The sequence below is a fragment of the Bacillus sp. FSL W8-1127 genome (assembly GCF_038006725.1).
GTDB lineage: Bacteria > Bacillota > Bacilli > Bacillales > DSM-4216 > Bacillus_O > Bacillus_O smithii.
In genome coordinates, this window is record NZ_JBBOVU010000001.1 from 865,253 (window position 1) to 884,753 (window position 19,501).

Sequence of the window (19,501 nt, forward strand, 5' to 3'; positions counted from 1 at the left end):
GCGGGATCTTCTTTGTTAAAATTATTGGTTCGGAGGTTCTTCTTCTACGAATGGATGGGCTTCTTCGATATTCGCCCTATTTCCATGCAAATGAACTGATCCTCCGGAAAGCCCTTCATTAATCATGCGATCCACATCCAAAAATAATTCATCTTTTCCTTCAAAGTTGGTATCCGGCAAAAAGGATGCTTCCTGTTTTTTTATTCCCATTTTCATCTCCTCCTTAATTTTTATTTTGCCGAAGAAGAAGGAAGAATATTCTTTTGACCGGACAAACCTATTTTTTTCCGGTACTTCGATCTTCATGTTTCGCGCATAATCAGCTGTTGGCTGCAGCGATCTATAGATGCGCAGAAAACAGAAATAAGGCACTTTTCAACAGATAAAGTGCCTTAATAAATGGAAGATGCGTTTTTTCTTATCGTGGGAAAAAACTTCAATCATCCTTTTGCGTCTTCAAAATTTGTTTTTTCGAAAAATAATTGCGTTATATGTTCTAATCGTTTCTTTTCAATTTCGATTTCGTCAAAACTCATCGGTTTTGCATTGACTTCAAATAATACTAATTCTCCTGTCTTTTTTTTGCCGATATCCATTGAAAATTCCCCGAAAAAATCAAACTCTTTAGAAAGTTGATGGCCGCAGGCGTTGGCCAGATTTGAAATTTGTTTTTCTAATGCCGGGGAGGCAAGATGTTGAAAGGGTATTCGTTTTCCGCCGTTTGTCGTATGTGTGGTAATCTGCTGTTTGGTTGATACTCTGACTCCGATGCCAGTAACGATGTAGTTTTTGTTTTGATAGTGAACAAGAACGCGAAAATCGTATTTATTTCCATTTATTTTTTCTGTTTCCACCGCTTCTTGAAGAATATATTGTCCTGTCCATTCCTCTTTTCTGTCAGCATAGCACGATTCAATGGAAGGATATTGACGTTTTTGATGTACATTTTGGCAAGTGACGGCTCCGTTTTCCTCAAATATTAACAAATCAATTCCATTTCCTTGAGAAAGGGATCGATGTTTTGCGTACAACCGTTTTTTTTCTGACAAAAAAGATTGAAACGAGTCCAAATTTTGAAAGGGACGGGTTTCTGGTAAATAGTCGGATAAAAATTTATCTTTCTTAAAGGCCTGGTATACTTCCCATTTATTAAGATAAGAAGGATTAAAAAAAGGAATGCCTTTATTTCCCAGAATGCGAACGAAATTTTGAAAGGAGCGACTTTTTTCTTTTGCTCTGCTCGGCATTCGATTGTAGACTAAATCGGGAAAGGGGAACCTGGCATCGAGCCAAGTTTCTGATTCTATGTGATAAATGGAGCCGTCGATAAAATCGTCGTTAATTCCGTCAAGGCAAAAAATATAAGAAAGCCCCCCTTTTGCCTGCAGTGCCATTTGTATGTTTTTAAAAAGCGGAATGTTTCCATAATAAGTGCCGTCCGCTGCACAACCGGTTAAAATTCCAACCAATGGCCCGATTTTTCTTTTTTTTGGAGTAACGGTAAACTCTTTTTCCGTTTTATGGCCATTTTTAAGAGGATGCAACTCGTCGGAACCAAAAATAAAAAAGGTGTGATCGGAATTATTGTGGCACCATTTTTGATGATCGGCATCATAATAAATGTTCATAGGAAAGCTCCTCTTCATCCAAAATGGATTTTTCCATCAAGTAAACACTAAACAGTAAAGACATTTTGCGAGTTAATTGCTCGAATTTTTTTAAATCTGGATGAATAAAAATGGATCTTCCAGGTTTGGAATTGGCTTCAAAAAACCATACTCGTCCTTCTCGATCAATTCCAAAGTCGAATCCGATTTCGGCTACGATTCCGTCTATTTGAGTGTCCACCGCTTGAGAAAGCGTTAGGGCGGCCTGTTCTAATTTTGACTGGTAAGTTTCCAATAAAGCTGGTTCCGGAAAAATTTCTTCTAAGCTTTTTACTTCTCCGCCGTTTTTTAAATGGGTTGTCACGCTTCCTTTTCCGGCTACTTTGGCGGCCATTGCGGTCACTTTCCATTGTCCGTCCAAATCCTTATTGGTGTGGACGCGAAAATCAAGCGGTCTATTGTCATGGCGTAAAAGAGAAATTCCTTGCTGTAAAAGTATTTGCGGGAAAGTCCGTTTCGAAAAACGAGAAGAAACAAATTCATGCAAATTCTTGACTTTTAGCAAATGGTTGCCTTTTTGGTCATGAAAGCGGCAGTAATAAACTTGGTCCTTATCCTGTATAAATTGGTAGATCCCTTTTCCTGAACTGCCGTTCATTGGCTTCAAATAAATATTTTTCCAACGATTTAGCATGGCTTTTAATTGGTCTATGGATGTGAAAACTTCTGTTTCCGGCAGATATGGCTTGGCATCCTTATTTTGTTTCAAATATTCAAAAATTTCGTGTTTATTGAAGAACCCCGGGTTATACCAAGGAATTAAATAATCCGTTTGCAGTTTTTTCTTGGCTTTTCGGTAAGAAGGATTTTTTTCGCTTCTACGGTTCGGCAGCCGGTCATAGATGACGTTTGGAAAGGGAAATTGGTTGATCTTCCATTTATTTTCCGAAAAGTAATAGCCGGAAATGATCCCGCTGTCCCAGTCGATTTGCTGTTCTCCGAAAACATAAGTAATCACACCCAAGGAGTCTTGCAAGGAGAGCAGTTTTGCAAAAAAATCTGTTCTCTTGCCTATTGGCCGAAGAGGGAAAGGGGTGAATCCAGATGAAAAAATGCCGATTAAAGGACCAATGATATACGTATCTCCGGATATAAATAAATGACACGATTTTGCTTGAGATGGGACCAACAGTTTTTCTGCAAGAGCAGAACTAATGGATAGGATATTCCGTCTGTTCATATGGATGTTGGACAAGTTTTCTTCTACTTTCGTACCAAAACAAATTCTGATTTTTTCAGACGGAGGTTTTTGCAAATCTTTTGGGAGATAAATAAATTCTTTCTCATCTTCTACGATTTCGAGTCGATAGAATTTTTTCATTAGACCACCTCATGAAGAAATTTTTCGTATAACGAACGAAAGTTTGCTTCAGTCATTTCGTTCATCACGGTTCTGTACATCAAATTCCATTCTTTCTCTCCACTTTTTTTCGGCAATGTGAAAAATAGCCAGTGCAGACGGGCGAAAAGTGTTCGTATGAATGGCTTCTTTTTTGGACGGTTTTGAATTCACCTCAATGAGCCAAATTTTCCCCTTTTGATCGATTCCGATATCTACTCCCAATTCGAAAAAGTTTCCATCTGAACGCTGATGTACGGCTTGCGCCACCTTTACAGCAAGTTGTATCATCGTTTGATATATATGAAAAAAATCGGTCGGGAAAAATTTCTTTAAGATGGTTTTTGGTTTTTCCAAATGCCCTCCTTGAGAAATATTGGAAACAATTGCTTTGTTTTTCCCGGTTCGAGCGACAATGGATGTTACTTTCCAGCCATGATCGCCTTGCCAATGGCAAAGCAATCGAAAATCCAGCAAACAATCTTGTGGCGTAAGAAGGTCAATTTTTTTTTGAATGAGAAACGAAGAGGGGTCTAACGAGTGGAATAGTTTTGTTAGAAAAGGTTGGATTTCTATGGTTTCATCCATATCAAGCATTTCTCCGGTTGATCGGATGAACATTTTTCCATCTTTTTGTTCAGCATAAATAATGTCTTTACCTTGGCTTCCTGCGATTGGTTTTATATAAACCGGTGAATTTTCCAGCATTTGCAAAAGAGAATCTTTCGTTAAAAGTTTTGTTTCTGGCAGATAAGGACGGATATCGTCACTTTCTTGAAGAAGTTGAAAAACTGTCCATTTATCCAAAAATGATTCGTTAAAAAAGCAAATGCAGTGCTTCTTTACTACTCTCTTAACGTTTCGAAACGCACGAGAAGATTCTTTTTTTCGCGAGTGTATCCGGTTGTAGATGACATCCGGAATCGGAAGGGTTTCTTTTTTCCATTCATGTTCTTCTCGATAATAGCCTGTTTTCTTATAAAAGTCGTTCAAGTTGGCAACATACATAAAGCCGCCTTTTTTTCGGAATATTTGATCCACTTCTTTGCAAAACTCTTCAATAGAAGGAAATTGTATGTTTCCTTTTGAGCCTTTTATTTCCGTTAAGATGGCAATCACCGGACCTAAAAAAAGCGTGGCCGAATCCGCCGCATAGTAGCCTTGCCATTTTCGCTCTAAAAAGAATAAATTTCTTTTACCGTCGTTTTTCATTTGAAACCAACTCTCATTGGTCCGTTCCGCATCCTGTTTTTTAAGATCGAACTTCCAATGGCCTACACATAATTTCAATGGGTTTATGTTTAACGCTTCAGTTGGAAAAAACGAAATTTGGACGGATTTTTCATCTTGCCATTGTTCTATTTTTACATGTAAGTCGAAAAACATGAGCGATTCCCCGTTTGCACTTTTTCCGTGTGAAATTTTATAATGAAGCAATGGGCAATTGCTGATGTTTTCATCGTATGAAGGAAGAGCGTAAAAGGTTCATATGTCGAAAACTCGGGAAGGAGATACGAAATGTCAGGTTCTTTACTTGTATTATTTATGGTCATAATTGGAGCCGTTATTGGCGGAATTACGAACGCCATTGCCATTTTAATGCTGTTTCGCCCCCATCGCAGTCTGTATATCGGGAAATGGCATATTCCCTTTACACCCGGATTGATTCCGAAACGGCGAAAAGAAATTGCTTTTCAGCTTGGGAAAATGGTATCCGATCATTTAGTTACGCCGCAAAGCATTCAAAAGAAATTTCAAGATCTGCAATTTCTTCAAGATATGACCTCACTCGTTCAACAGGAAGCAAAACGATTGTTCACTTCAGAAAAAACGATCAAAGAATGGATGGAATTGGTCGGGGTGCAAGAACCGGAAAAGCGATTGGAAAGATATCTGAAAAAGAAAATGGAAAAAACGATTGAGGAATTGGGGAATTCTTATTCAAGCCAGACTATTAAAGATGTCCTTTTGCCTGAAACGATTCGAAAGTTGGAAGAAAAACTCCCGGATGTGAGCGCCTATATTTTACAACATGCAATGAACTACTTTTCAAGTTCGGAAGGTAAACAAAGAGTGAAAAAAATGCTGGATGATTTTTTGGCGGAACGAGGCATGATGGGAAGTATGCTTCAAATGCTTTTGGGCAATTCCTCGATTGTCGATAAAATACTGCCTGAAATGATGAAATTTTTACGCAATCCAGGGACGAATGAAATACTTCTTTCTATCATAAGGGCTGAGTTCGAAAAAATGTTGGAATGGAAATGGGAGCGTATTTTGTCGGAATGGCTGGATAAGAACACGGTAGAGAAAGGAACGGAATTTATCGTTCGTCAGTTCAACACAGAAACATTTTTTCAAAAAACACTCTCTGATCTGCTGAATTCTTATGAAGAAGAAATTTTAAAGCAATATATCCCACGGCTAGTTGAAAAAGCAGCCCCATTTTTTTCGAATCGTATCCAAACCATTGTAGAAAAATTACGGATCGCGGATATTGTCCGTGAAGAGGTAGAGTCTTTTTCCCTCGAGCGTATTGAAAAAATGGTGATTGAAATAGCTAATAAAGAATTAAAGGCTATTACCTATTTAGGTGCATTGCTGGGAGGAGTCATCGGCTTGCTGCAAGGGTTTGTGACGTTGCTGTTTCCATAAGAAATCAAAGTTGTCAGGAACATTCTCGCTTTCTAGTTCATAATTTGCTATAGTTGAGTGGCAGTTTTAGTGAAAGAAAATATAGAAAAAACGGCTGATGGCAATGTTGTTGTCCTATTTACGGGTGGATGGCATAGCCAAACAGGAGGAGGGTCCTGCATGGAAAATCTTTATGAGAATGCTCGAGGCTTGGAAAAAGCTTTGCGTCAAAGCGACGAATATGTGAATTTAAAAAAATTATTTTATGCAGTGAATAATGATGAATCAGCAAGAAATTTATTTGAGAACTTCCGCAATATTCAAATGCGTTTGCAGGAAAAACAAATGATGGGGCAAAACATTTCAGAAGAAGAAGTGATTCAGGCACAAAAAGCGGCAGCTCTTGTTCAGCAGAACGGAAAAATTGCACAATTAATGGACGCAGAACAGCGGATGAGTACGGTTATTAATGAACTGAACAAAATTATAATGAAACCGCTCGACGAATTATACGGACCGTTCAACGGATAAAGAAAAGAGCGGCTGATGGTTTTCGCATAGAAATATCGATAGTGGAGGATTTTTTATCCTCCACTATTGTGATTTGTTCTTTTTATATGGCGAATCAAAAAGAGAAACCTTATGGGATTGTCATTGTCTTCATGTAGTTTCAATGAAAAAAAGTAAAAAAATTATTGACTTATTATAATATAGGTGCTATTATTCTATATGTCACTTCGATGGTAAGTGAAAGTTCAATAGAATTTAGCGATTGAACAATGATTGCCATACAATGAAAGATATGATGCGATGATCCTTGAAAACTGAACAAAACGAAGCGTAAATCAATGTTTCGATCGAAACAAGCCAAGTCGAATTTCTTTTTGGAGAGTTTGATCCTGGCTCAGGACGAACGCTGGCGGCGTGCCTAATACATGCAAGTCGAGCGGACTTTCAAGAAGCTTGCTTTTTGAAAGTTAGCGGCGGACGGGTGAGTAACACGTGGGCAACCTGCCTGCAAGACGGGGATAACTCCGGGAAACCGGGGCTAATACCGGATAATATCTTCCTTCGCATGAAGGAAGGTTGAAAGGCGGCGCAAGCTGCCGCTTGCAGATGGGCCCGCGGCGCATTAGCTAGTTGGTGAGGTAACGGCTCACCAAGGCGACGATGCGTAGCCGACCTGAGAGGGTGATCGGCCACACTGGGACTGAGACACGGCCCAGACTCCTACGGGAGGCAGCAGTAGGGAATCTTCCGCAATGGACGAAAGTCTGACGGAGCAACGCCGCGTGAGCGAAGAAGGTCTTCGGATCGTAAAGCTCTGTTGTCAGGGAAGAACAAGTACCGTTCGAACAGGGCGGTACCTTGACGGTACCTGACCAGAAAGCCACGGCTAACTACGTGCCAGCAGCCGCGGTAATACGTAGGTGGCAAGCGTTGTCCGGAATTATTGGGCGTAAAGCGCGCGCAGGCGGTCTCTTAAGTCTGATGTGAAAGCCCACGGCTCAACCGTGGAGGGTCATTGGAAACTGGGAGACTTGAGTGCAGAAGAGGAGAGCGGAATTCCACGTGTAGCGGTGAAATGCGTAGAGATGTGGAGGAACACCAGTGGCGAAGGCGGCTCTCTGGTCTGTAACTGACGCTGAGGCGCGAAAGCGTGGGGAGCGAACAGGATTAGATACCCTGGTAGTCCACGCCGTAAACGATGAGTGCTAAGTGTTAGAGGGCTTCCACCCTTTAGTGCTGCAGCTAACGCATTAAGCACTCCGCCTGGGGAGTACGGCCGCAAGGCTGAAACTCAAAGGAATTGACGGGGGCCCGCACAAGCGGTGGAGCATGTGGTTTAATTCGAAGCAACGCGAAGAACCTTACCAGGTCTTGACATCCTTCGCTACCTCTAGAGATAGAGGGTTCCCCTTCGGGGGACGGAGTGACAGGTGGTGCATGGTTGTCGTCAGCTCGTGTCGTGAGATGTTGGGTTAAGTCCCGCAACGAGCGCAACCCTTGACCTTAGTTGCCAGCATTCAGTTGGGCACTCTAAGGTGACTGCCGGTGACAAACCGGAGGAAGGTGGGGATGACGTCAAATCATCATGCCCCTTATGACCTGGGCTACACACGTGCTACAATGGATGGTACAAAGGGTCGCGAAACCGCGAGGTGGAGCTAATCCCAAAAAACCATTCTCAGTTCGGATTGCAGGCTGCAACTCGCCTGCATGAAGCCGGAATCGCTAGTAATCGCGGATCAGCATGCCGCGGTGAATACGTTCCCGGGCCTTGTACACACCGCCCGTCACACCACGAGAGTTTGCAACACCCGAAGTCGGTGAGGTAACCCTTACGGGAGCCAGCCGCCGAAGGTGGGGCAGATGATTGGGGTGAAGTCGTAACAAGGTAGCCGTATCGGAAGGTGCGGCTGGATCACCTCCTTTCTAAGGAAGAAGAAAAGCAGAGGCGACTGTTCAGGTGCGACAAGCACAAGACAGCTTGCGAGGAGGTAGTATTTCAACCACCGCAGCAAGATGGATTGTGACCTCGAGCACCTAGGAGCCGGAGCTGGACAGATATCAATTGTACGCTTTCGTTTTGTTCAGTTTTGAAGGATTTCATCCTTCCAAGTTGTTCCTTGAAAACTAGATAGAAGAAAGAAGTAGCATAAACCGAGTATCGCCATCTAGGATAAAACCAACATGGTTAAGTTAGAAAGGGCGCACGGTGGATGCCTTGGCACTAGGAGCCGATGAAGGACGGGACTAACTCCGAAAAGCTCCGGGGAGCTGTACGTAAGCGTTGATCCGGAGATTTCCGAATGGGGAAACCCGCTGCCCGTAATGGGGCAGCATCCTTGCCTGAATCCATAGGGTAAGGAAGGCAACCCGGGGAACTGAAACATCTAAGTACCCGGAGGAAGAGAAAGCAACAGCGATTCCCTGAGTAGCGGCGAGCGAAACGGGAACAGCCCAAACCAGAAGGCTTGCCTTCTGGGGTTGTAGGACACCAATCGTGGAGTTACAAAGGAACGAGGTAGACGAAGAGGTCTGGAAAGGCCCGTCAGAGAAGGTAACAACCCTGTAGTCGAAACTTCGTTCCCTCCCTGGTGGATCCTGAGTACGGCGGGACACGAGGAATCCCGTCGGAAGCTGGGAGGACCATCTCCCAAGGCTAAATACTCCCTAGTGACCGATAGTGAACCAGTACCGTGAGGGAAAGGTGAAAAGCACCCCGGGAGGGGAGTGAAAGAGAACCTGAAACCGTGTGCCTACAAGTAGTCAGAGCCCGTTTACGGGTGATGGCGTGCCTTTTGTAGAATGAACCGGCGAGTTGCGATCTCATGCGAGGTTAAGTCGGAAAGACGGAGCCGCAGCGAAAGCGAGTCTGAACAGGGCGCATGAGTATGGGGTCGCAGACCCGAAACCAGGTGATCTACCCATGTCCAGGGTGAAGGTGAGGTAACACTTACTGGAGGCCCGAACCCACGCACGTTGAAAAGTGCGGGGATGAGGTGTGGGTAGGGGTGAAATTCCAATCGAACTTGGAGATAGCTGGTTCTCTCCGAAATAGCTTTAGGGCTAGCCTCAAGGAAAGAGTCTTGGAGGTAGAGCACTGTTTGGACTAGGGGCCCTCATCGGGTTACCGAATTCAGACAAACTCCGAATGCCAGCGACTTATCCTTGGGAGTCAGACTGTGAGTGATAAGATCCGTGGTCAAAAGGGAAACAGCCCAGACCGCCAGCTAAGGTCCCAAAGTATATGTTAAGTGGAAAAGGATGTGGAATTGCTTAGACAACCAGGATGTTGGCTTAGAAGCAGCCACCATTTAAAGAGTGCGTAATAGCTCACTGGTCGAGTGATTCTGCGCCGAAAATGTACCGGGGCTAAACGTATCACCGAAGCTGCGGGTGGACACCTTCGGGTGTCCGCGGTAGGAGAGCGTTCTAAGGGCAGAGAAGCCAGACCGGAAGGACTGGTGGAGCGCTTAGAAGTGAGAATGCCGGTATGAGTAGCGAAAGAAGGGTGAGAATCCCTTCCACCGAATGCCTAAGGTTTCCTGAGGAAGGCTCGTCCTCTCAGGGTTAGTCGGGACCTAAGCCGAGGCCGACAGGCGTAGGCGATGGACAACAGGTTGATATTCCTGTACCACCTCTTTTCCGTTTGAGCGATGGGGGGACGCAGGAGGATAGGGTAAGCGCACTGCTGGATGTGCGTCCAAGCAGTAAGAGGGGCAGCGAGGCAAATCCCGTTGCCACTAACCTCAAGCTGTGACGGCGAGGGAAATATAGTACCGAAGTTCCTGATTCCACACTGCCAAGAAAAGCCTCTAGCGAGGAAAAAGGTGCCCGTACCGCAAACCGACACAGGTAGGCGAGGAGAGAATCCTAAGGTGTGCGAGAGAACTCTCGTTAAGGAACTCGGCAAAATGACCCCGTAACTTCGGGAGAAGGGGTGCTTTTTGGGGTGCATAGCCCCGAGAAGCCGCAGTGAATAGGCCCAGGCGACTGTTTAGCAAAAACACAGGTCTCTGCGAAGCCGTAAGGCGAAGTATAGGGGCTGACGCCTGCCCGGTGCTGGAAGGTTAAGGGGAGCGCTTAAAGCTTTGCTTGAAGGTGCGAACCGAAGCCCCAGTAAACGGCGGCCGTAACTATAACGGTCCTAAGGTAGCGAAATTCCTTGTCAGGTAAGTTCTGACCCGCACGAAAGGCGTAACGATCTGGGCACTGTCTCAACGAGAGACTCGGTGAAATTATAGTACCTGTGAAGATGCAGGTTACCCGCGACAGGACGGAAAGACCCCGTGGAGCTTTACTGCAGCCTGATATTGAATTTTGGTACAGCTTGTACAGGATAGGTAGGAGCCTGAGAGACATGAGCGCCAGCTTGTGTGGAGGCGCCGGTGGGATACTACCCTGGCTGTACTGAAATTCTAACCCGCACCCCTGATCGGGGTGGGAGACAGTGTCAGGTGGGCAGTTTGACTGGGGCGGTCGCCTCCTAAAAGGTAACGGAGGCGCCCAAAGGTTCCCTCAGAATGGTTGGAAATCATTCGCAGAGTGCAAAGGCAGAAGGGAGCTTGACTGCGAGACCTACAAGTCGAGCAGGGACGAAAGTCGGGCTTAGTGATCCGGTGGTTCCGTATGGAAGGGCCATCGCTCAACGGATAAAAGCTACCCCGGGGATAACAGGCTTATCTCCCCCAAGAGTCCACATCGACGGGGAGGTTTGGCACCTCGATGTCGGCTCATCGCATCCTGGGGCTGTAGTCGGTCCCAAGGGTTGGGCTGTTCGCCCATTAAAGCGGTACGCGAGCTGGGTTCAGAACGTCGTGAGACAGTTCGGTCCCTATCCGTCGCGGGCGCAGGAAATTTGAGAGGAGCTGTCCTTAGTACGAGAGGACCGGGATGGACGCACCGCTGGTGTACCAGTTGTCTCGCCAGAGGCATCGCTGGGTAGCTATGTGCGGAAGGGATAAGTGCTGAAAGCATCTAAGCATGAAGCCCCCCTCAAGATGAGATTTCCCATTTCTTCGGAAAGTAAGATCCCTGAAAGATGATCAGGTAGATAGGTCCGAGGTGGAAGCGTGGTGACACGTGGAGCTGACGGATACTAATCGATCGAGGACTTAACCAAAAGAAAGCGCGAAATCGGTGAAACTGCTTCTTCTATCTAGTTTTGAAGGAACAATCGTTCCGACAACTTCATACCGTCTGGTGGCGATGGCGAAGAGGTCACACCCGTTCCCATCCCGAACACGGAAGTTAAGCTCTTCAGCGCCGATGGTAGTGAGGGGTTTCCCCTTGCGAGAGTAGGACGCTGCCAGGCAAACAATAACCCGACGAGAAAAAATATTTTATCTCGTCGGGTTTTCTCTATTTTGGGACCTTCTTTCTAAAGCAAGCGGTTCTTTTACGCTTGTTTCAGAAAGTTATGGGAGATGGCAGCCAGCCCCATATTCGATGTTCACTTTGGTCAGCCCATGCAAAATCTCGGAACGACCGATTAGCTTTGATGAATGAAGTATCCAAGATTGAATAGGTTTTCTGTCCCGATCTGAACAATTGTAATCGGCTTCAGCAGTCCGTTTTTCATATGATCTTCTTTCATCCGCATAAATGGAAAAGGTGATTTTTTTGCATTTGTCTAAGTTACATTTTACTGCGATGATCGCGAAATTGGCGAGACTCCTGCGAGAAAAGCGAGCCAGGCGAGACCCCGCAGCGAGGAACGAGCGAGGAGGCTCGCGGATCGCCCGCGGAAAGCGAGTGAATTTCGCGATCATCAAAAAGGCGGTGCCCTTGGGTCATTTTGCCTTGGCTGCCAGTCTGTTCATTCATAGCGAGCGGGAAAAAGTTCTAATTCTGCTTGTTCCTTCATAAAAGTATAAAGAGACGGTTCGATAATAAGGGGGAACATCGATGGTCTATCGTTTACTGGCGGTAAACATAGATGGAACAATACTTCAGGACAATGGCCGTTTAAATAAGATGACGAAAGAGGCAATTGAATATGCGCAAGAAAAAGGAATTTATATTTGTTTAGTATCGGGAAGACATTATCCTTCCGTAAAAAAAGTCGCTAAATCGCTGAAAGTAGACAGCTGTTTAATTGCTCATCAAGGAGCTTTTGTAGCAAAGCAACTCGATAAACCAATCTTATTGAAACGAATTCAAGAAGATATTACGTATGAACTCACCCGTTTTTTAGAATCCTTTCATTGTCGTATTTGCTTATCACATGAAAAATTTTCTGTCAGCAATAAAATGGATTTGCCCGATTCTCTAGTTGGAAGAACGGTTTGGCAGCGCACGAATAATCGTATGCTATACCCTCAATACTTTGTGGAGTCTGTAAGCAACTATTTGGAAAAAGAGCCGGTCTCTCCTCCCAAAATGGAAATCATTTTTCAGAATCCTAGAGATTTGGAAGATGCAAAAAAAGCGATAGAAGGCATGTATGATGAAGTGGCTGTCATCCGCACGGATCAAAACCGTTTCGATATTGTCCCAAGCGGGGTGTCGAAGTTTCAAGGACTGGTGTACTTATGCGAAAGAATAAATGTTTCGCTAAAAGAAGTGGTCATGATTGGGTCTGGCATCGACGATTTGCCTCTCTTGCACAATGCAGGTCTTGGGGTTGCCATGGGCAATGCTCCTGATCATGTAAAAGAAGCTGCTGATTGGGTGACAAGATCCAATCAGGAAAATGGGGTATCTTATGTCGTGAAAGAGTTATTTAGGAGACAGCGGCCGATCCGATTTTTAGAAAAAATGGATCACTTAAAATAAGTCGCATCTTTCATCGCCCTTGTTTCGACAAAGGGCGTTCTTTTTTATGGTTAATAGTATATGGGAATTATTCGAGATTTTTCAAATAGGGAAATATGGATTTGTTCTGTTTTATCTGTAGGCTTTTAAGTGAACAGATGGATGGATCCTTGACCGATGGACGATTCATTCAGTAAACTAAAGAATAGTTTACATATTGAAAGGTGATTCGATTGAACATTCTTGTGACAGGCACAGTTGATGAACGTTTGCATAGACCTCTTCAATTAATTGCCAATTTATTTTTTGAAGAGACCGATATTCTTTTGGAAGAGGAGAATCTTCCCGACGAGATCCTCAGAGTGAAATTGGATATCCAAGCCAATTCAGTCATAAAAGTAAAAATGGCTTTATCGGCGCCAGACTCCGCGAAGATCTATCAATCTTCAATAGAAAAAGCGGCGGATCCAACCCAAACGGAAAAAGAATATTTTAAGCAAGTTAAAAAGGCTGTATCGCGCGCATTTCTTGAAGTGCTGCAACAATATACCGGAATCCGGCAGCAGTGGGGATTTTTAACCGGCATTCGTCCAACAAAGCTGTTCCATAAAAAATTGCGGAGCGGGATTTCTAAAGAAGAGGCCCATGAACAATTAAAAAAAGAATATTTAATTACGGATGAAAAGATTCAATTAATGGAGAAAATTGTGGATCGACAACTCACGATTGTCCCTGATCTTTATCACTTGCAAAATGAAGTGAGCATTTATATTGGCATACCGTTTTGCCCAACGAAGTGCGCTTACTGTACTTTTCCTGCTTTTGCAATCCAGGGAAAACAAGGGAGAGTGGCTTCGTTCTTAGGCGGTCTTCATTATGAAATGGAGAAAATCGGCCAATTTTTAAAAGAAAACGGTATAAAAATCACAACGATTTATTATGGAGGAGGTACGCCGACCTCGATCACCGCAGAAGAAATGGATCTTTTATATGAACAAATGTATCGATCATTTCCGAGTGTTGAGAACGTAAGAGAAATTACCGTTGAAGCGGGCCGACCCGATACGATTACGCCAGAAAAACTGGAAGTGCTAAAAAAATGGAATATTGACCGGATCAGCATCAATCCGCAATCTTACATTCAAGAAACGTTGAAAGCCATTGGCCGCCACCATACAGTGGAGGAAACGATTGAAAAATTTCACTTGGCTCGAAGCATGGGAATGAATAATATCAACATGGATTTGATTATCGGCCTTCCTGGTGAAGGAGTGCGGGAATTTCAACATTCATTAGATGAAACAGAAAAACTGATGCCGGAATCTCTGACGATTCATACCCTATCGTTTAAACGTGCATCGGTCATGACCCAAAATAAAGACAAATATCCGGTGGCAAGCCGGGAAGAAGCAGAAGAAATGATGAAATTGGCCCAAGACTGGACCGCAGCGCACAACTATGTTCCTTATTATTTGTACCGGCAAAAAAACATTTTAGGGAACCTTGAAAATGTCGGATATGCCTTACCGGGGCGAGAAAGCATCTATAACATTTTGATCATGGAAGAAGTGCAGACTATTATTGGATTAGGATGCGGGGCAGCAAGCAAATTTATCGATCCGGATACTGGAAAGATTGAACGTTTTGCTAATCCGAAAGACCCAAAATCGTATAATGAACGTTACGAAGAATATACAGAAAAAAAGCTTCAGATTTTACAGCAGCTTTTCTGCAAAAAACAGCCTTCTTGATAAGGCTGTTTTTGATTTGCATGGAAAAACATGATGGAGACTTGCGGGAGAGAACTATTAACATCAAGGCAGATTGATGAAAGAATCGATAGAAAGTCATGCTGAATTTCAAAGTTGAAGAAGTTTAGCCTTCTCATAGAGGCTCTTTTTTATGAGTGAAACAGCAAAAGTTTTCCTGCTGACGATGTGCATCGGTGCGTGTAATCGGAAAAGCCTTTTTCCTTTAGAATTTGGCTGCCTTTTTCTTTAGCCTCATGGTCGTTGGCTGCTTCAAACGTATCATCTAACAACTTTTCACCATTTTTTTGGAAGACAGTCAGCGTATATTCTTTCAATGCAGAAACCTCCCAATATACATCTAGTTAAAAATAAAGAATATTTACAATATTTTGTTTAAATATTGTAAACGATTCTCGCTTATTTTTCAATGGATAAGTTTTTGAATAGATTGTCGGATAATCTGTCTCCTTTGCAAATTGGCCAAAATATCTTTCAGTTTTCACTGTGATGAGGCTAGATTTCAATAGAAAATCTTTCATAATAAAAGTATAATGAAAGAACATACATTCGATTTTTGGCTTGGAGGGAATGCCATCGTGAAACAAATTCGATTTATTCACACGGCGGATCTGCATTTGGATAGTCCGTTTATCGGTTTGGAACAGCGCCTGCCTCCGGAGTTATTTGCAAGAATACGCGAAAGTACTTTTCGTTCTTTTCATAGAATCATAGATGAAGCCATCAAGAGAGAAGTGGATTTTGTTCTTATATCGGGTGATCTATTCGACGGTGAAGACAGAAGCATTAAAGCACAGGCTCGGCTGCAAACAGAAATGAATAGATTAAAACAGCATGGCATTTCCGCCTATATTCTTCACGGAAATCATGATCATTTAAACGGCCAATGGGTGTCGCTGGAATTGCCATCCAATGTTCATGTTTTTTCTTCTCAAGTGGAAGCCATTCGCCATCAGACAAAAGCGGGAGCGATTGTTCACTTGTATGGATTCAGTTATGATAAACGCCATGTATGGGAGCGGAAAATAAACGAGTACCAAAAGCAAGACGGAGCGGATTTTCATATCGGTTTGCTTCACGGTTATGAGGAAAGCGGAAAATCAGGCCATCAACCTTACGCCCCATTTTCAGTCAATGATCTGCTGGAAAAACAATTTGATTATTGGGCGCTTGGACATATTCATCAAACAAAGATTTTACACAAAGATCCTTATATTCTCTATCCCGGGAACATTCAAGGACGTCATCGAAAAGAAATTGGAGCGAAAGGCTGTTATCTCGTTGAATTGGATCAAACCGGAACGCGCCTTGAATTTATTGAAACGGCTGATATTCAATGGAAAAAAGAAGTCTTGAAGCTATCGGAAGAGGAAAGTTTTCATTCTTTTTTCATGCGTTTGAAGCAGATGATGGAGGATAACCGTCAAACGAATCAAGGTGTCATGCTGGAAATTCAGTTGGAAAATGTGTCTAATCGAGAAATAAGAGATAAAATCACGAGCGGAGAATTATTGGAAGCTCTGCAAGACGGCGAAGATCTAAATGAGTCGTTTGTTTGGGTACATCGGTTTATCATCGATCCGCAGCATCCTCTGAAATTCAAAGAAAATCATCCTTTTTATCGGGAATTTGAAAAGCAGACGGCGTCTTTAACAAAAGAAGATTGGGAAGAGGCGCTTTCCTCCCTTTATTTTCATTATAAAACGAGCCGCTTCTTAACTGATCTGACGGAGGAAGAAAAAGAGGAAATGTTAGAAGAAGCGAAACGCTTGATTCAAGAAGGATTGGCAGAGGAAGGAGCAATGAGCGGTGAGAATTTCTGATCTTCATATATACGGCTTTGGAAAATTGGAAAATTTTTATTTAAAAGACTTGAAATCATTGCAGCTCATTTACGGGGAAAATGAAGCGGGAAAATCGACCATTATGGCGTTTATCCATGCCGTTTTATTCGGATTTCCTACCAGACAAGCAAAGAATTATGAACCGAAAACCCATTCCAAATATGGTGGGAAATTGACGCTTGAAACCGTGAATATGGGCAAAGCAGTCATTGAAAGAGTGAAAGGAACATCCTCCAGTTCGGTGACAGTAAGGCTCGACGATGGAACGATAGGCGGTGAAGATCTTCTACGTCGACTGTTAAATGGAATGGATGAGAACTTTTACCGTTCTATTTTTTCATTTGACGTCCATGGTCTGCAAAAACTTCACCAATTAAAAGAGGAAGATATCGGCCGCTTTTTATTTTCCGCCGGAACCGTCGGGACAGATTCCTTATACCGGCTGGAGAAAAAACTGCAGAAAGAAATGGAAAAGCTTTATAAGCCAAACGGACGAAATCCGGTTATTAATCAAGAATTACAGACATTGAAGGAACTGGAGGCAGATGTTAAAAAAGGGAAAAAGAAAAATGACCAATATCTTCATGTTTTAGTAGAAATCGAGAATCAAAAACAGCATTTATCAAAGCTGTCCGTCGAAGAAGGGAAATGTCAAGCATATTTGGAAAGACTGGCAAGAGAAGAAACCATTAGACCGCTGCTTATGGAAAAACAGCGGTTGGAAGAAGAAATGAAAGCCATCGGAGAAGTGGCATTTCCGGTGGATGGCATTTCCCGGCTTGAAAAGCATTTGGATCGGCTCCATCATTTAGAAGGGATGATTTCTGCTTTACAAGAAAAGATCGATTGGAAAGAAAAGCAAATCCGGCGATGGCAAAACGACCTTTTATCCCTGGAGGAAGAGGCGGCCATTGAGGCAAGTGTGAATCAAAGTGCCGAGTATAAAAAGTGGCAAGAAGATTGGCAAAATGATCAAATGAAGATCTCAGAATTAAACAGTCAATTGGAAGAGCTCAAGACGTATCTTCATTTTGAACATTTCACGGACGAAGAAATTTATCAGATTGATACGAGTATGGATGTAAAACGACGAATTAAGGAGGAAATTCAAAAGCTTATTCGTCTCATTTCGCAAAAAGAGCACATCGAAAAAGCTTTGCAAACTAACCGCAGCGAGCTTCAAACGGCGGAAAAGGAATGTGAGAAGATTGAGGAGCAGTTATTGCCGGAGCAAGAATTTCGAACGCTGCAAAAAAAAGCGGAAAACCAAACTGAAAAAGAATCTTTGGCAAAGGAAATTCGTTGGCTTGAACTACAACTACAAAAAATCGAGACAGAAAAACAGGCAAAAAAGAGGAATAAGCAGCCTCTTGCCGCCGGTTTCGTTTTGGTTTTTTCAATCGTTTTAGCTCTATGGCTTGTCATTCAACACGAGTGGCTTCTGCTTTCAGTACCTTTTTTTGGATTTGTTGCCGCCTTTTTATTATGGACGAAAAAAACTCCGGATCTTTTGGAAGAACAAGAAAAAGAGCTAAAAAAGGAAATCAATCAACGTAAGAAAGAAATTCAGGAAATGGGGTATCTTCTGACAAAAGAAGAGGCCTCTATGTATCGAAAACAAACCGAACTGCGGGACAGATGGAAACAATCGATTATGAGACTGGAACAATTGGAGCAGCAAAAGAGTAAGCTGATTTCGGACAAAAAGGAATGGGAGCGGGAATTTTCTGAAAACTTGTTGAGAGTTCAAAGAATTCAGCACAAGCTTTGTTTTCCGAAAACAATGGAATGGAATATTTTGGATGAGGCGTTTGAAAAACTTTTAAGTATGAAAGACATCATTCGTCAGAAAAAAATATGCCAAGAAAGAATGAAAGAAATGGAAGAGTCTATTCAAAGATGGAAAGATCAATTGCATCGATGGACAAAGACTCTTGGTTTACCGGACCACGATATAGAATATGTGCTGTTTCAATTAAAAGAACAGTTGAAAAGAAATAAAGAGAAAGCCTTGCAAATAAAGGAAACGAGCAAACAAGCAGAGCAGTATAAAGAGGAGCTTCAGGCAGTGATAAAGGAAAAAGCTGAATTTGAAAGGGAAATTCAGAAACTGTTTGCGTCCGCTAATACGGAAACAGAAGAAGATTTTCGGAAAAAGGGGACTCAATGGAAAAAACTTGAACAGTTGAAAGAACGTTTAGCACTCATCCATCGTCAGGTGCCTGACAGCCCGGACCTTCTATTTCCGCTCGATCAGCCCGCAAAATGGAAAAAAGCCAAACTAGAAGTCGAAGAAAAGTTGAAAGAACTAGGACAGGAGAAAAAAAGAGTACAGGCAGATCTAGCGAAATGGGAGTATGAGAAAAAGGTTTTAGAAGAGGGCGGGACTTACGCAGAACGGCTTCATCTTTTCCATCTTCAGCGGTCGGTAGTAAACGAAAAAGCAAAAAAATGGGCGCAGCTAGCGATTGCAAAACATATCTTTGCTAAAACGGTGAAGCATTTTAAAGATCAAAAACTTCCACTTGCTTTGCAAAAAGCAGAAGAACTTTTAAGCATGTTGACAAATGGACGGTATATTCACCTTTATACGAATGAAGAAGGAAAGTTTTACGTAAAACGAAAAGATGGGATGTTTTTTGAACCGCAAGAATTAAGCCAGGCCACCGGTGAACAGGTGTATGTGTCCCTTCGTCTTGCTCTCGCTTCCGTCTTGCAGGAAGAATATCCATTTCCGCTCATCATTGATGACGCCTTTGTCCATTTTGATCATAAACGAATGTCCGCAGTGGCAGAAGTATTAAAAGAGGTTAGCCGCCATACACAAATATTGATTTTTACATGCCATCAACATGTTAAAATGTATTTTCCGGAAACTTCTATTATTCATTTAGAAGAACCTGACTGGGCGAACGTAACAAAATGATCAAAATAAATGAGCTGGCTGCAGAATCGTCGTCTGCCTATCCATATATTTGTTTGCCG

General features: G+C 43.0%; 11 protein-coding genes and 3 rRNA genes. 9 read left to right on the plus strand and 5 right to left on the minus strand.

Features of this window, described 5'->3' with window-relative positions:
- Nucleotides 1-21: 21 nt before the first annotated feature.
- The 4 genes from NST12_RS04135 to NST12_RS04150 all read right to left on the minus strand — a co-directional run bounded on the left by NST12_RS04135 (nt 22) and on the right by NST12_RS04150 (nt 4,392).
- Nucleotides 22-210 (minus strand): hypothetical protein, encoded by a 189-nt coding sequence (locus NST12_RS04135; protein WP_003353182.1) that lies wholly within the window; start codon nt 208-210, stop codon nt 22-24.
- A gap of 230 nt (nt 211-440) precedes the next feature.
- The gene (locus NST12_RS04140; protein WP_341028665.1) at nt 441-1,628 is read right to left on the minus strand and encodes a YheC/YheD family endospore coat-associated protein; all 1,188 of its coding nucleotides are present in this window, start codon (nt 1,626-1,628) and stop codon (nt 441-443) included.
- Nucleotides 1,612-2,988, minus strand: a complete 1,377-nt coding sequence (locus NST12_RS04145; RefSeq protein WP_341100351.1) for a YheC/YheD family endospore coat-associated protein — start codon at nt 2,986-2,988, stop codon at nt 1,612-1,614. Before NST12_RS04145 ends, NST12_RS04140 begins: the two co-directional genes overlap by 17 nt.
- A 48-nt stretch (nt 2,989-3,036) precedes the next feature.
- On the minus strand, nt 3,037-4,392 hold the full coding sequence (locus NST12_RS04150) for a YheC/YheD family endospore coat-associated protein (RefSeq protein ID WP_341028667.1): 1,356 nt from the start codon (nt 4,390-4,392) through the stop codon (nt 3,037-3,039).
- 132 nt (nt 4,393-4,524) lie between these two features.
- Between NST12_RS04150 and NST12_RS04155 the strand changes: the two genes are divergently transcribed.
- From NST12_RS04155 to NST12_RS04185, 7 genes are all read left to right on the plus strand, one after another.
- Nucleotides 4,525-5,661, plus strand: coding sequence for a DUF445 domain-containing protein (locus NST12_RS04155; protein ID WP_341028669.1), 1,137 nt, complete (start codon nt 4,525-4,527; stop codon nt 5,659-5,661).
- Nucleotides 5,662-5,820: 159 nt separating this feature from the next.
- Nucleotides 5,821-6,171, plus strand: a complete 351-nt coding sequence (locus NST12_RS04160) for a YlbF family regulator (RefSeq protein WP_003353176.1) — start codon at nt 5,821-5,823, stop codon at nt 6,169-6,171.
- A gap of 350 nt (nt 6,172-6,521) precedes the next feature.
- A 16S ribosomal RNA gene (locus NST12_RS04165) occupies nt 6,522-8,076 on the plus strand.
- Nucleotides 8,077-8,336: 260 nt separating this feature from the next.
- A 23S ribosomal RNA gene (locus NST12_RS04170) occupies nt 8,337-11,269 on the plus strand.
- A 76-nt stretch (nt 11,270-11,345) separates the two neighbouring features.
- A 5S ribosomal RNA gene (rrf, locus tag NST12_RS04175) occupies nt 11,346-11,461 on the plus strand.
- The 16S, 23S and 5S rRNA genes sit together here, the layout of an rRNA operon.
- A gap of 593 nt (nt 11,462-12,054) precedes the next feature.
- Complete coding sequence (locus tag NST12_RS04180; protein ID WP_270584231.1) at nt 12,055-12,924, plus strand: Cof-type HAD-IIB family hydrolase; 870 nt, start codon at nt 12,055-12,057, stop codon at nt 12,922-12,924.
- Between the two features lie 212 nt (nt 12,925-13,136).
- Nucleotides 13,137-14,654 carry a coproporphyrinogen III oxidase gene (locus NST12_RS04185; RefSeq protein WP_048622828.1) on the plus strand — a complete coding sequence of 506 codons (1,518 nt, stop codon included), beginning with the start codon at nt 13,137-13,139 and terminating at the stop codon, nt 14,652-14,654.
- 149 nt (nt 14,655-14,803) lie between these two features.
- On the opposite strand, the gene NST12_RS04190 is transcribed toward NST12_RS04185, so the two are convergent.
- Nucleotides 14,804-14,989: a YhzD family protein gene (locus NST12_RS04190; protein ID WP_003353781.1), complete on the minus strand. Its 186-nt coding sequence runs from the start codon at nt 14,987-14,989 to the stop codon at nt 14,804-14,806.
- A 261-nt stretch (nt 14,990-15,250) separates the two neighbouring features.
- Between NST12_RS04190 and NST12_RS04195 the strand changes: the two genes are divergently transcribed.
- Nucleotides 15,251-16,495, plus strand: a complete 1,245-nt coding sequence (locus NST12_RS04195; protein ID WP_341100356.1) for a metallophosphoesterase family protein — start codon at nt 15,251-15,253, stop codon at nt 16,493-16,495.
- Nucleotides 16,482-19,442, plus strand: a complete 2,961-nt coding sequence (locus tag NST12_RS04200) for an ATP-binding protein (protein ID WP_341100357.1) — start codon at nt 16,482-16,484, stop codon at nt 19,440-19,442. Before NST12_RS04195 ends, NST12_RS04200 begins: the two co-directional genes overlap by 14 nt.
- The last annotated feature ends 59 nt before the right edge of the window (nt 19,443-19,501 follow it).